Genomic DNA, 13520 nt, shown 5'->3' with positions numbered 1-13520 from the left:
GAGGTCCGGCCGCCTGGCACCGGAGACGGTGGCGGGGCGGGGCTCCGCCGCCGTCCGGGGCCGGTCCGGGGCCTGTCACATGAGCTGTCGGCGGCGGCCCAGCCACGTCTGGGCGACGACGACCACCGCCAGGAAGGCGCCGCTGACGACCTGCTGGTAGGAGGAGTCGAGCGAGCCGATCTGGTTGATGACGTTCTGGATCACCTTCAGCAGCAGCACCCCGACCAGCGAGCCGCTGACGTAGCCGAGTCCACCGGTCAGCAGGGTGCCGCCGATGACGACGGCGGAGATCGCCTCCAGTTCCATGCCGCTGCCCAGAATGGTCACGCCGGAGGCGAGCCAGGCGGCGTTGAGGGCGCCGGCCAGTCCGGCTAGCAGTCCCGACAGCGCGTAGACGAGGATCTTGGTGCGGACCACCGGCGCGCCCATCAGGGCGGCGGCGTCCTCGTTGCCGCCGACCGCGTAGACGTGCTGCCCGAAGCGGGTCCGGCGCAGGACGACGGCTCCGGCGACGAACAGGGCCAGCGTGATCCACACCGGGTTGGCGAGGCCGAGGGTGCTGCCCTGGCCGAGTTCGGCGAGGAGGGATCCCTTGCCGATCAGGTAGGTGTCGGCGCCCTCGTCGGTGAGCGCCAGCATCAGTCCGCGCGCGCCGAGCATGGCCGCGAGCGTGACGATGAAGGGCGCGAGGCGGGAGCGGGCGACCAGCAGGCCGTTGACGACGCCGATCAGCCCGCAGACGACGAGCGGCAGCAGCAGGGCCACCAGGGTGCCGTGGCGCGACCCCCAGGCCGCCAGCACGCCGCCGAGGGCGAACAGGGAGCCGACGGACAGGTCGATCCCGCCGGTGATGATGACGAAGGTCATGCCCAGTGCGACGATCGCCAGGAAGGCCGAACTGGTCGCCATGTTGCTGATGTTGTCGCCGGTGGCGAAGGAGTCGAAGGAGAACGACGCCACCAGGGAGACGATCGACAGGACGGCCAGTGCGCCGTGCTGCTGGACCAGGGCGCTCAGCCCTTCGGAACGTGCGGAGCCCACCGGGTGGGCGTCCTGCGGCGGTTCGCTACCGGTAGTGATCACGGGTACGTCCGTGTTCGTGGTGGTCAACGCTTCCCCCGTCCCCGCGCCGCGTAGACCGCGGCGACGATCACGATGGCCTGGGCGATCTGGGTCCAGGAGGGCGGCAGATCGTGCTTGATGAGGGTGGCGGTGAGGAGCTGGATGAGGACGGCTCCCGCCACGGTGCCGCCGATGTTGACCCGGCCGCCGGTCAGCGGGGTCCCGCCGACGACGACCGCGGTGATCGCGGACAGCTCCATCAGGTTGCCCAGCGAGGTGGGGTCGCTGGCCTGGAGGCGGGCGGTGGCCAGCACGCCCGCGACCGCCGCGAGGAGCGCGCAGGCGACGTACACGATGATCAGCACGCGTCGCACGGGCAGGCCGGCGAGCTGGGCGGCGGGACGGCTGTCGCCGATGGCGAGGAGCTGGCGTCCGAAGGTGGTGCGGCGCACGACGAAGGCCACCAGCAGCGCCAGGGCCGCGGCGATGAGGATCAGGTACGGGACGCCGAGGGCCTCGCCCGAGCCCAGGGAGGCCAGCGAGGGGTTGCGCAGGTCCTTGAGCTGCGGGAGCAGCACCAGGGCGAGTCCGCGACCGCCGACCATGAGCGCCAGCGTGGCGACGATCGGCTGCACTCCGACGAACGCGACCAGCGCGCCGTTGGCCAGCCCGACCCCCGCGGCGAACAGCGCGACCACCAGCAGCGCGGGCAGCAGCCCGTAGCCGAGGTAGAGGGCCGTCACGGAGGCCGCCAGTGCCATCACGGCGCCCACCGACAGGTCGACGCCCTCGGTGCCGATGACCAGGGCCATGCCGAGGGCGACGATGATGACGGGGGCGACCTGGACGGCCTGGGTGCGGAAGTTCTCCGCGGTCAGGAAGTGCGGGGTGATGACGGTGTTGACGACGAGCAGCGCCGCCACACCGGCGTAGACGCCGTAGGTCTGGAGCCACTGCACGAGTCGGGTCCTGTCCAGCGGGGCGGTGCGCAGGGCGGCTTCAGCCATCGACGGCCGCCTCCTTGCCCGCGTCCCGCGCGGGGGCGTTTCCGGCGATGGTCCGCATGAGCTTGTCCTCCGTGACGTCGTCGCCGGTCAGCTCGCCGACGACGGCGCCGTCCTTCAGTACGACCACGCGGTCGGACCCTTCGATGAGTTCCTCCAGGTCGGAGGAGATGAGCAGGACACCCAGGCCGTCGGCGGCCAGTTCGTCGACGAGCTTCTGCACCTCGGCCTTGGCGCCGACGTCGATGCCGCGGGTGGGCTCGTCGAGCAGCAGCACCTTGGGGTTCATCGCGAGCCACCGGGCGAGCAGCACCTTCTGCTGGTTGCCGCCGGACAGTTCGCCCACCTTCTGGTGGGGTGAGGAGGCCTTGATGCGCAGCCGCTCGATGAAGGTGTCGACGACGCTGTCGACGCGGGCCTCGGAGACCAGGCCGAAGCGGGAGAGCCGGGGCAGCGCGGCCAGCGCGATGTTCTCCCGCACCGACAGGCCGGGGACGATGCCCTCGCTCTTGCGGTCCTCGGGCAGCAGGCTGATCCCCGCACGGATGGCCGCCGGGGTCGAGCCGGTCCGCAGTGGTACCCCGGCCACCGTGACGCCGCCCGAGCGTGCGGGCAGGGCGCCGGCGATGGTCTTCGCGGTCTCGGTGCGTCCGGAGCCGAGCAGTCCGCCGAGGCCGACGACCTCGCCGGGGCGGATGCCGAGGGAGACGCCGTGCAGTTTGTGCGGCACCGTCAGGTCCGAGGCGGTGAGCACCGGTTCGGCGTCCGCGGTGCCGTGCTCGCCGGTGAACTTGGTGAGGCCCTCCTCGCGGACCTCCCCCAGGTCCCGGCCGAGCATCGTCGACACCAGGGAGAGGCGGTCGAGGTCGGCGAGCCGGCCGCGGTGCACCCGCCGGCCGTCGCGCAGCACGGTGACGGTGCTGCACACGGCGTACAGCTCGTCCAGGCGGTGGCTGACGTAGACGACCGCGATGCCCGCGTCCCGCAGGCTCCTGATCACCGAGAACAGGGTCTCGACCTCACGCGGTTCGAGGGAGGACGTCGGCTCGTCCATGACGACGACGCGTGCCTCGGTGGCGACCGCGCGGGCCAGGGCGACCATCTGCTGGGCGCCGACCCCGAGGGTGCGCAGCGGCCTGCGGACGTCCACCCGCACCCCGTAGGTGCTCAGGGTGCGTTCGGCCTCGCGGTTCATGCGCCCCATGTCCAGCACGCCGAACCGGTTGCGCGGCTCGCGGCCGAGGAACAGGTTGCGGGCCACGCTGAGCAGCGGGATCAGGTTGACCTCTTGGTAGATGGTCGAGATCCCGGCCTTCTGTGCCTCCAGCGGAGTGGCGAAGGCGACCTTGCGGCCCTGGAAGACGATCTCGCCGGCGTCGGGCCGGTACACGCCGGTGAGGAGCTTGATGAGGGTCGACTTGCCGGCGCCGTTCTCGCCGATCAGGGCGTGGACCTCGCCGGCGTGCAGGGTCAGGTCCACGTCGTCCAGGGCCCGGACGCCGGGGAAGGTCTTGCTCAGTCCGCGGACGGCGAGCACTTCGGCGGGGGGTGCCACCTGTGCCTCCAGGATGCGATGCGGTGCGTTGCGGTGCGGTGCAGTGCAAGGAGCGACGGAGAGCGAGAGGGGCCCGCGGTGGGCGGGGCGGGGCGGATCCCTGACGGACAATCAGTAGGCCTTGCCGATACCCGACTTGGCGTTGTCCGCGGTGTAGGCGCCGTCCTCGATGACGATGTCCTGCGCGACGCCCTCACCCTTGGTGAAGGCGTCCAGCGTCTGGAAGGCCAGCGGCCCGAAGCGCGGGTTGGACTCGACGACACCGCTGATCCAGCCGTCCACGATGCCCTGTACGGCGTTGCGGGTGCCGTCCACGGTGACGATCTCTACGTCGCCCGCCTTCTTGCCCGCACCCTTCAGCGCGGCCACCGCGCCCAGCCCCATCTCGTCGTTCTCGGCGTAGATCCCCTTGATGCCGGGCTTCGACTGGATGAGCTGCTCGGTGACCTGCTGGCCCTTCTCGCGGGCGAAGTCGCCGGTCTGCTCGAACACCACCTTCAGGTCCGGTGCCTTCTCGGCGATCCGGTCCTTGAAACCCTTGGTGCGCTCGGTGGTGACGTTGTTGCCCGCCGAGCCGAGGAGGATCGCCACCTCGCCCTTGCCGCCGGTCGCCTCGATCATCTGGTCGGCGGCGCGGCGGCCCTGCTCGACGAAGTCGGAGGCGATGAACGAGACGTAGTCCTTGCAGGCCGTGGCGTTGATCTTGCGGTCGATCGTGACGATGGGGACCTTCTTGGCCGCGGCGGCCTGGAGCACCGGGTCCCAGCCGTCGGAGTTGAGCGGGGCGATGACCAGCAGGTCGGCGCCCTTCGCCAACAGGTCCTGGACGTCGCTGATCTGCTTGGAGAACTGCGACTGGGCGTTGGCCGTCAGCAGCTTGACGCCCCGCTTCTTCGCCTCGTCCTTGATGGACTGCGTCTCGGCGATGCGGAACGGGTTGGCCTCCTTCTCCGACTGGGAGAAGCCGACGGTGGCGTTCTTGAGGTCCGACTTCGCACCGCCGTACGCGTCGACGGTGCAGGTCTTGCCGCCCGGCGCGGGCGAGGCGACCTTCTGTGCGGCGTCGGCGGCGGCCGAGGACTTGGTGTCGCTCGACGTGTCGTCCTCCGACTTCGCGCAGGAGGTGGCGGTCAACGCCACCGCCGCGGCCAGGGAGACGACCACGGGACGGGCGAGAAGACGACGACGGTGAGTGGTGCGCTGCATGGTGACCCCGATCCGGGCGACGCGGAAGGAACACTGGGGAGGTGGTGAACGAGCAGAGGTCGAACAAGGTCGTGCCGTAGCCGAGCGGTAGCCGTGCCGAGAAATGTGCTTCTCCCCTGGCGGGAAAGGTCGTTCGACCCGCCGCACAGAGGTTTTTACATCGTTGGAAGAGTGCTGTAAACCCCCTGTGCACGCACTGTGCGGGGCTCGCCGCGAGCGAGTCGGCCGACACCACCCGCCTCCGCGCTCCCCTCCGCCACGGAGGGGGACGCGTCACGGCCGGGGAATTCAGATGCCTCCGCGACCCCGTCGAGCGACCCACACGCTCGCGAGGGCGCGCCGCCTGGGACCTCACCGCTCACGACCGCACCTGCAAAGAGCAACGCCCGTTCAGTACAGTGGAGTTGACGAGTCGCTCGACTGCTGACGTCAGAAGACGCGTGACAGACCGGTCGACACCGCCAGTTCTACGCACAGTTGACCGGAGCAGCGAGACGGCCGGCGCGTCACGCAGCCCTGCGGGGGTTCGGGCGGAAGGTGATTCGCACGCGCACCGCCCTCGAGGTCACCCGCGTCCGCCGCCGTTCGCCGCCGCCCGGCCCAGGGTGCTCTCCCGCTCCACGAGGCGATGGTCCGCCCGGACACGGCGCGGCTCGGGCATCTCGTTGCCGCCGAGCCGTGCCAGCACGCACTCGACCGCGAGGCGGCCGATGGCCTCCTTGTCCGGCGACACGGAGGTGAGGGTCACCGCGCCGAAGCGCCCCTCGACCACGTCGTCGAAGCCGACGACGGCGATGTCCTCGGGGACGCGCAGTCCCCGTTCGTGCAGGACGCGCATCGCGCCGATGGCCATCGGATCGTTGTAGGCGAACACGGCGTCGGGGCGCCGTCCGGATTCCAGGATGCGGTTCATGGCGGCCGCTCCGTCCGCGTGGCCCCACCCGTCGGTGGCGGCGACGAGCCCGTCGTCGGCCGGGAGACCGGCCGCGGTCAGTTCCTCGCGCCAGCCGCGCACGCGCAGTTGCGCGGGCTCACTGCGACCGCGCCGGGCGCCGATGAAGGCCACCTCCCGCCGCCCGAGCCCGTTCAGATGCCGGACGGCGGCGCGGGCGGCGGCGACATTGTCGATGGCGATGTGGTCGTACGGCAGGTCGTAGTCACGTTCGCCGAGCAGCACCAGCGGTACGTTCTCCGCCCGGTCGCGCAGGTCCTCGGTCTCGAGCTCGATCGGGCTGAGGATGAGGCCGTCGATGACCCGCGCCCGGAAACCCTGGCTGACCAGGATCTCCTGCTCGCGGTGCCCTCCGGTGTGGTCGAGCAGCACGATGTAGTCGTGCGCGGCGGCGGCGTCGATGACGGCGGCCGCCAGCTCGGCGAAATAGGGGTTGCCGAGTTCGGGCAGGGCGAGCGCGATGATGCCCGTACGCCCTTTGCGCAGATGCCGGGCGGCCAGGTTCGGTCGGTAGCCGAGCACGTCGATGGACCGCTGCACGCGCTCGCGCATGGCGGGCGTGACGTGCTGGTAGTTGTTCACCACGTTGGAGACGGTCTTGATGGAGACCCCCGCGTGCGCGGCGACGTCCTTGAGGCTGACCCGCACGGCATTCCCCTTCGCAGCGTCCCGACGTGATGGCCGGTGCGGCTACGGGGTCGTCACCGTGGGCGAGCGCCGAGCCCTCATACTTGACTTTTACAACGTTATACAGGCGTCCTCGCCACGCTGACAAGGCGGGTGGCGGACGGCCGCCGCACAGGGTGCGAGCGCCCGTCCGGCGGGCTGGACCACACCGTCCGGGGACCGCGACACGCGACCGGGAGACGTGCCGTCCGTGAGCGGCTCGGGAGCAGTGTCGTCCGTGAACGGGTCACCGGTCTACGGCCGAGACGGTCACGGGCGCCGCCTAAGGCTGCCGGTCAGCCCGTCGGCGTCCGCGACTCCTGCCGTGATCCGGCCGCACGGCCGACGCGCCGCGCACCGGCCTCTCGACTACAGTTTCCCCTGAGACGTGCTCCCACGGTCGCCGTTCGCCGCCGACCTGGCCCGTCCACCGCGTGCGTTCCCGTGCTGCCGGCGGCGCGCGGCACGGATTTCGACAACCCGATTCGAGCATCGAACCCGCCCACTGCGGAGTTCCGGAACGGCACGAGAGGGAAAAGCCATGCCCTTTGCTTCCGCCAAGGACGGCACCAGCATCTTCTTCAAGGACTGGGGCTCGGGACAACCGGTCGTGTTCTCCCACGGCTGGCCGCTCACCGCCGACGCCTGGGATCCGCAACTGAAGCTGATGGCGGACAACGGATTCCGTGCCGTCGCCCACGACCGGAGAGGCGGCGGCCGCTCAGGACAGAGCTGGGACGGCAACAATCTCGACACGTACGCCGACGATCTCGCCGCGGTCATCGAAGAACTCGACCTGCACGACGTCATTCTGGTCGGTCACTCCACCGGCGGCGGTGAAGTGACCCGCTACATCGGACGGCATGGTTCGAGCCGTGTCGCCAAGGCCGTCCTGGTCGGCGCCATCCCTCCTCTGATGCTGAAGACGGACGCGAATCCGGAGGGGCTGCCGATCGAGGTCTTCGACGAGATCCGTGCGGGCGTGGCAACGGACCGCTCCCAGTTCTACAAGGACCTCAGCGCGTCCTTCTTCGGCGCCAACCGCGACGATTCGACCGTCACCCAGGGAACGCGCGACGAGTTCTGGCTGTGGGGAATGACGGTGGGCATCAAGGGCGCGTACGACTGCATCAAGGCGTTCTCCGAGACTGATCTCACCGAGGACCTCAAGAGAATCGACGTCCCGACGCTGATCGTGCACGGGGACGACGACCAGATCGTCCCCATCGTCGCTTCGGGCGACAAGAGCTCGAAGCTGGTCAAGGACGCGGTGTACAAGGTGTATTCCGGTGCGCCCCACGGATTGGCCTTGGTTCCGAAGTTCGCCGAGAGGTTCAACGAGGACCTCCTCGAATTCGCGCGCGGCTGAGCTACGGCACCAGGCCCGGCACGACCGGATCCCGGTCGAAGACGGCCATGGTCCGGCCCGGGCCGTTGTAGTCGTCGACGATCCTCACCTCGAAGCCGAGACTGCGGTGGAAGGCGATCGACCCGGTGTTCGCGACCGAGGTGATCGCCTTCAACCGCCGTGCGCCCTGATGTTGCGCCGCTTCGGCGAACGCCGCGTACAGACGGCGCCCGAGACCCGTGCCCCGGGCGTCGTCCCGCGTGGCGATCAGATGCACGTACCCGGTGCCCTCCGGCGTCACGAACCCGAAGACGTACCCACGGATCCCGTCCTCGGCCCGGGCGACCAGGCAGGTGGAACCGAACTCCTGCACCAGCGCCAGAAGGTGCAGCGATCGAAGGTCGCGTTCGCCCCAGTAACGGGCGTGATCGGTCAGGACCTGGTGAAAGTCGGCCACACCGGCCGGCGCGATCTGTATGCCCATGGCGACGATCATGGCAGGCGCCTCGGCCGCCGCAGGCGAAAAGCCGCCCGGATCACGTGAGTCGGGCTGCCTGCTCAACGGCCCGGCCGCTGGAAGTGGGCGTAGGGCGGGTACGGCTTGAAACAGATCAACACCTCCACGGGGTGCCCGCCGCCGGGTCGCTGGACCAGCGTCGGGAGGGCCGTCATCAGTACGGAGCGGCCTTGGGTGACGCCCTTCTGGCGAGGGCCCCAACCCGCCGCGTGGGCAAGGGAGGTGGCGGTCTCGGCGAACACCTCGCGGTTGCCGAACAGGAAGAACGTGCGGGCATGGGTGGCGTGCCGCAGCTCGTCCCGTGAGTCGGCCCGGCTCCCGCGCTCCCGCCATCCGGCGGCGTCCCTGGCCGTGCGTTCCTCGACGGTGCCGACGGTCAGCGGAGTGCCGTTGACCAGCTTGCGCCGCAGCTCGGGCCATTTGCTGGGACGCAGACCGAGCGTGTCGTGGACCAGGACCAGATCGACCGGCGTGCCGAAGCCCTCGTCGGGCCGAAGGCCGTCGCGCAGCGGCACATGGACGATCGTGTGCCGGGAGTAGGCGGCGAAGGAGAACAGACCCGCGAGCCGGTTCAGCCCGTCATGGTCGCCGAACAACAGGCCGATGGGCTCGGGGGCGCTCAGCGACGTGTGGCGAAGGGGCTTCCTCGGCTGGACGACACGGTGCTCGTGCGGCCCGGTCCGGGGCCTGAACTGTTGCAGCCTCAGCCGCATACGGAGTACCTCATCGCCTCAGGATCGCGGGCGGTGCGGCTTCCCGGCAACGGAGATTCCGCCCGGCCGCGAGGTGTCGGCATGCCCCTGCGCCCCTGCGGTCAGTCCCAGAGCCGTGGCACTTCGGACCGGACCTCGACGGCCTGTGCGGCGTCGAGGACGAGGTCCTCCTCGAAGCGGCCGCCGATCAGCTGCACGCTGAACGGCAGGCCGTTGTCGACATGGACCGGCACGGTGACGGCGGGGAAGCCGAGGACGGGCACGGCGGTCATCGGCCACATCGCGGGGAACAGCTGCATCGCGCGGTCCCGATCCGTGATGTCGGCGTCCTGCTCGAAGGGAGGTTCGGCGCACACCGGGGTGAGCAGGATCCGGTCGCCGCCCAGGAGTTCCTGGAGCCGGGTGACGAGCGTCGCCCGCCGCGCCCATCCGTTGATGTAGGTCTCCAGATCGGGCCGCTCGCCCCACAGTTCGGCGGCGGCCGCGAAGTGGCCTTCCAGCGCGGTGCGGATGTCGTCCCCGCCGAGCTGGTGGACCACGGGCAGCATCGGGCGAATGTCCTCGGTGATCAGCAGCGCCCACAGCCGCGCGGCCTCGGCCAGCAGGGGCAGTTCGGCCACCTCCTCGACCGCGTGTCCGGCGTCGGCGAGGTGCGCGGCCGCCCGGTCGAGCGCGCGGTCGACGGCCGGGTGGTTCTTGACCGTGCCGTTGCCGCGAACGAGCCGCACCCGTGCGGGGCCTGCGGGGCGGGGCCGCAGGGGAACGGCGGGGACGCCGGCGGAGTCACGCAGGTCCGGAGTGGTCATGGCGTGCAGGGCGAGCCGCGCGTCCGCCACGGTACGGGCCAGGGGACCCTGCACCGCGCAGGAGTGCACGGTGGGCGGGAAGTCGAGCTGGACCGGCCCCGCGGGGGTGTCGGCGTAGGCGGGCGGGGCCCAGTCGGAGATCCGGCCGACGGTGGGGCGCACCCCGACGACGCCGCAGCAGGCGGCCGGGAAGCGGATGGAACCGCCGATGTCGTTGCCCTGGGCCAGCGGAGTCATCCCGGCGGCCAGGCTCGCGGCGGCTCCGCCGCTGGATCCGCCGGGGGTGCGTTCGGCGTCCCAGGGATTGAGCGTGCGTCCGTGCAGTTCGTTGGTGGAGAACCAGCGGAAGGAGAAGGCGGGTGAGTTGCTCCGGCCGAGCGGTACGGCGCCGGCGGTGCGCAGGGCGGTGACGCAGGCGGCGTCGCCCTCGGCGGGGCGGTGGGCCAGGGCGGGGATCCCGTTGCTGGTGGCGTGGCCCCGCTGCTCGGTGTTGATCTTGATGGAGACGGGCACGCCGTGCAGGGGCCCCAGTTCGGCGCCCGACACGGTCCGGTCGTCCGCCCGGCGGGCCTCCTCCAGCGCTTCCTCGGGCCGCAGGTCGACCAGTGCGTTCAGTCGGGGGTTGGTCTCCTCGACGCGTTCCAGGCAGGAGCGCACCAGTTCGGTGGAGGAGATCTCACGGGCCCGGACGGCGGCGGCGAGTTCGGTCGCGGAAAGCTGCCACGGCTGGGTCGGGCGGGGAGAAGTCGCCATCGGATACCTCTTCGCTTGCGGGGGCCCGCCCGGCAGCGGCACGGGCGGGCGTCGGTGGGTGAGGCCGGGGAGGAGACGGAAGGAAACGGTCGGAGCGGCAGGGAGGGGCGGGAGGAACGGCACCCGGGCGGTTCGCGCGGCGGGCCGGTCGCAGCCGGGACGGGACGGAAGCACGGCCGCTCCCGCCCCCTCGGGCGGACGGGGACGCCGATCGACCGACCCCTGTCCACCGTCGCACCGGACAGAGCGGGGTGCGTGCGCCGACCCTCACCGGACACGGCGGGACGCGGCAGAACGGCAGTGCCGACGCCACCCGTCATAAAACAGCGTTTTATTTCGCGGTCAGCCTGCGCCCGGGCACCCTCGGGTGTCAAGCCCCGTCGGCGGTGTCAGTCCGCGGGGGACGCGCCGCGCAGCAGGGCGGCCACCGCGAGCAGGGCGTGCGCGGCGCGCTCCTCGGGCCAGCCCTCCGGATCCTCCAGGGTGGTGAGCCAGTACCCCCGGGTGAGCAGGTGGAGGACGTCGCCGGCGAGTGCGGGGTCGGGCAGTCCGGCCTCGGCGGCCAGGGCGCTCAGCTCGTCGCGGTTGCGCCGGGAGGTGACGCGCCGGACGTCCTCGACCGCCGGACCCGCATCGGGCCCCTCGCTCGCGATCTCCATCAGGAGCCGGCGCAGGATCTCGTCGTCGGGCTCGGTGGTGCACATCCACTTCAGCGCGGCTTCCAGGCGGGCCTCGCCGGCCAGACCGACCAGCGCGCCGTCCATCTGGGCGCCCCACTCCCGCTCCGCCCATCGCATGGCATTGATCATGAGAGCGGACCGGCTCGCCACATAGTTGGTCACCATGGCCGTCGAGCCGCCCAACTGGGCGGCGACGGCCCGGATGGTGACGGAACGGACGCCCCGTTCCCGGGCGACGCGGAGGGTGGCGGCGGCGATCTCGTCGAGCCGTCGCGCCTCGTCTACCTCGATCGGCATGTCGCAGACCTTAACGCAGAGGGTTGACCCCGTTTACAAGGAGCTGCAATGTTGTCATACAACGCCGTTACACAACGACGTTTCATCTCGGATTCCCGAGCCTGAATCCCGGGCTCGCTCCCGGACCCGGCTCGCATCCCGAGCCCCGGCCCGATCTCTGTGCTCGTCCCGGTCCCGATCCCGGTCCCGATCCCGTTTCCTGCGCCCGTTTTCTGAGCCCGAACCACCCGGAGAACACTCGATGAGAGTTCCTTTCGCACGTACGGGAGCCGCTCCCGTCCCCGATCACGCCGTCCAGCACCTGGTGCGCATGCGGGACGGAACGCGTCTGGCCACGGACGTCTACCTGCCCGAGGGCGCCGCCGACACGCACCGCGCCCTGCCCGCCGTACTGGTCCGCCTCCCGTACGACAAGAACAGCCGCTACGTCTACTTCGACAAGGCGGCCCCCCTCTTCACCGCACGCGGCTACGCCCTCGTCGTGCAGGACGTGCGCGGCAAGTTCCGCTCCGGCGGCCGCACACTGCCCTTCCTGCGCGAGCCCGACGACGGCTACGACACCATCGACTGGATCAGCCACCAACCCTGGTCCGACGGCGCGGTCGGCATGTTCGGCGACTCCTACTACGGCTTCACGCAGTGGGCCGCGGTGGCCTCCCAGCACCCCGCCCTGCGCGCGATCGTCCCGCGCGTGACCACGGTGGACTTCAACGCGACCACGGCCCTGGACCCGCGCGACACGGACACCGGCGTCGGCCGGCCGGTGTGGGTGGAGGGCATCGAGTACTACGCCCACCACTGGGTGGACCAGGACGCCTACGACTGGGAGCCCGACCGGCGCGTCCGCCCGGTCATCGACCAGTACGAGCGGGCCTTCGAGGCCATCGGCGCCCGCTCCGCCTGGTTCGACCTCCTCGCCCCGCGCCAGACGGACGTGCTGCACGCCCTCGGCAGGCACCCCTTCGACTCCCGGCCGGTGCCCGTCCTGCACTGTGTCGGCTGGTACGACAACATCGGCATCCCGCACATGAACGACTACCTCGCGCTCGCCGCCCGGCCGGGCTGGGACGCCGTCCAGTACCTGTGGGCCGGTGCCGTCGACCACGAGAACTACCGCCTCGACCACGCACCCGTCACCGAGGACACCGACCACGCCGCCAGCGACGCGGCCCTCGACCGGCTGCTGCCCGAGTACGCCGGCCCGGCGCTGGACTTCTTCGACGTCTTCCTCAAGGGGAGCCGCCCGGTGACCGCCCTGGCCAAGGTGACCTGGGAACTGGGGCACGCAGGCTGGCGTACGGCGACCGCGTGGCCCCCCGCGGACAGCGCGGAGCGCACCTTCTGGCTCGCCGGTCGGGCCACGGCGGCCGGGCCCCTGCCGGGCGGCGCGCTCCTCGACGCCCCCGTCGTGGACGAGGACCGGACGCAGTGGGCCTACGACCCGGACGACCTCGTCCCGTCCCTGGTCCCCGACTCCTTCTCCTACCTCCGCGACCACCCCGACGCCGGCCCTCTCGCCGCCCGCGACGACGTCCTCGCCTTCACCGGACCGGTCCTGGCCGACCCGCTCGACCTCGCAGGGCCGGTGAGCCTGGCCCTTCATCTCGCCGGTACGGCCCCGGTGTTCGACCTCTTCGCCAAGGTGCTGGACCTCGCCCCCGACGGCACGGCACGGCTCGTCGTACGGGGCCAGGTCTCCGTCCGGGGCGACGGCACCTCCCGCGAGGTACGCGTCGAGTGCGGCCACACCGGCTACCGGCTGCGCGCCGGTCACCGGCTGGCGCTGCTCCTCGCGAGCAGCGACTACCCCATGTACCTGCCGTGCTCGGGCAGCGAGGAGAACCCCTGGACGACCCTCGTCCCGAAGCCGAGCACGCAGACCCTGGCCACCGGCGGCGCCACCCCGTCCCGGCTGACCGTCACCGTCCTCACCCCGCCCGCCGGCTGACCCACCCGCACTC

General features: G+C 71.2%; 11 protein-coding genes. 2 read left to right on the top strand and 9 right to left on the bottom strand.

What is annotated here, in order from left to right:
• Positions 1–75: 75 nt before the first annotated feature.
• The 5 genes from OG736_RS41060 to OG736_RS41040 all read right to left on the bottom strand — a co-directional run bounded on the left by OG736_RS41060 (position 76) and on the right by OG736_RS41040 (position 6427).
• Positions 76–1110 carry an ABC transporter permease gene (locus OG736_RS41060; protein ID WP_327186984.1) on the bottom strand — a complete coding sequence of 345 codons (1035 nt, stop codon included), beginning with the start codon at positions 1108–1110 and terminating at the stop codon, positions 76–78.
• Positions 1107–2069, bottom strand: coding sequence for an ABC transporter permease (locus OG736_RS41055; RefSeq protein ID WP_327186983.1), 963 nt, complete (start codon positions 2067–2069; stop codon positions 1107–1109). Before OG736_RS41055 ends, OG736_RS41060 begins: the two co-directional genes overlap by 4 nt.
• Positions 2062–3621 carry a sugar ABC transporter ATP-binding protein gene (locus OG736_RS41050; RefSeq protein ID WP_327186982.1) on the bottom strand — a complete coding sequence of 520 codons (1560 nt, stop codon included), beginning with the start codon at positions 3619–3621 and terminating at the stop codon, positions 2062–2064. The genes OG736_RS41055 and OG736_RS41050 overlap by 8 nt, the downstream gene beginning before the upstream one ends.
• 111 nt (positions 3622–3732) lie before the next feature.
• Positions 3733–4827 (bottom strand): ABC transporter substrate-binding protein, encoded by a 1095-nt coding sequence (locus OG736_RS41045; RefSeq protein ID WP_327186981.1) that lies wholly within the window; start codon positions 4825–4827, stop codon positions 3733–3735.
• Between the two features lie 565 nt (positions 4828–5392).
• Positions 5393–6427 (bottom strand): LacI family DNA-binding transcriptional regulator, encoded by a 1035-nt coding sequence (locus tag OG736_RS41040; RefSeq protein ID WP_327186980.1) that lies wholly within the window; start codon positions 6425–6427, stop codon positions 5393–5395.
• 559 nt (positions 6428–6986) lie between these two features.
• On the opposite strand from OG736_RS41040, the gene OG736_RS41035 reads away from it, so the two are divergent.
• The gene (locus tag OG736_RS41035; RefSeq protein ID WP_327187850.1) at positions 6987–7814 is read left to right on the top strand and encodes an alpha/beta fold hydrolase; all 828 of its coding nucleotides are present in this window, start codon (positions 6987–6989) and stop codon (positions 7812–7814) included.
• A gap of 1 nt (position 7815) precedes the next feature.
• Here the strand turns inward: OG736_RS41035 and OG736_RS41030 are convergent, their stop codons facing one another.
• The 4 genes from OG736_RS41030 to OG736_RS41015 all read right to left on the bottom strand — a co-directional run bounded on the left by OG736_RS41030 (position 7816) and on the right by OG736_RS41015 (position 11559).
• Complete coding sequence (locus OG736_RS41030) at positions 7816–8289, bottom strand: GNAT family N-acetyltransferase (protein WP_327186979.1); 474 nt, start codon at positions 8287–8289, stop codon at positions 7816–7818.
• A 62-nt stretch (positions 8290–8351) separates the two neighbouring features.
• Positions 8352–9023, bottom strand: a complete 672-nt coding sequence (locus tag OG736_RS41025) for a hypothetical protein (protein WP_327186978.1) — start codon at positions 9021–9023, stop codon at positions 8352–8354.
• 101 nt (positions 9024–9124) lie between these two features.
• Positions 9125–10582 (bottom strand): amidase, encoded by a 1458-nt coding sequence (locus OG736_RS41020; protein WP_327186977.1) that lies wholly within the window; start codon positions 10580–10582, stop codon positions 9125–9127.
• Positions 10583–10971: 389 nt separating this feature from the next.
• A complete protein-coding gene (locus OG736_RS41015; protein ID WP_327186976.1) occupies positions 10972–11559 on the bottom strand; it encodes a TetR/AcrR family transcriptional regulator in 588 nt (195 codons plus the stop codon).
• 241 nt (positions 11560–11800) lie between these two features.
• Between OG736_RS41015 and OG736_RS41010 the strand changes: the two genes are divergently transcribed.
• On the top strand, positions 11801–13507 hold the full coding sequence (locus tag OG736_RS41010) for a CocE/NonD family hydrolase (RefSeq protein WP_327186975.1): 1707 nt from the start codon (positions 11801–11803) through the stop codon (positions 13505–13507).
• Positions 13508–13520 lie beyond the last annotated feature (13 nt).

The organism is Streptomyces sp. NBC_01334 (genome assembly GCF_035983595.1).
Taxonomy (GTDB): Bacteria; Actinomycetota; Actinomycetes; order Streptomycetales; family Streptomycetaceae; genus Streptomyces; species Streptomyces coriariae.
The sequence above is the reverse complement of the archived record's forward strand: the minus strand, read 5'-3'. Positions and strand labels throughout refer to the sequence as shown.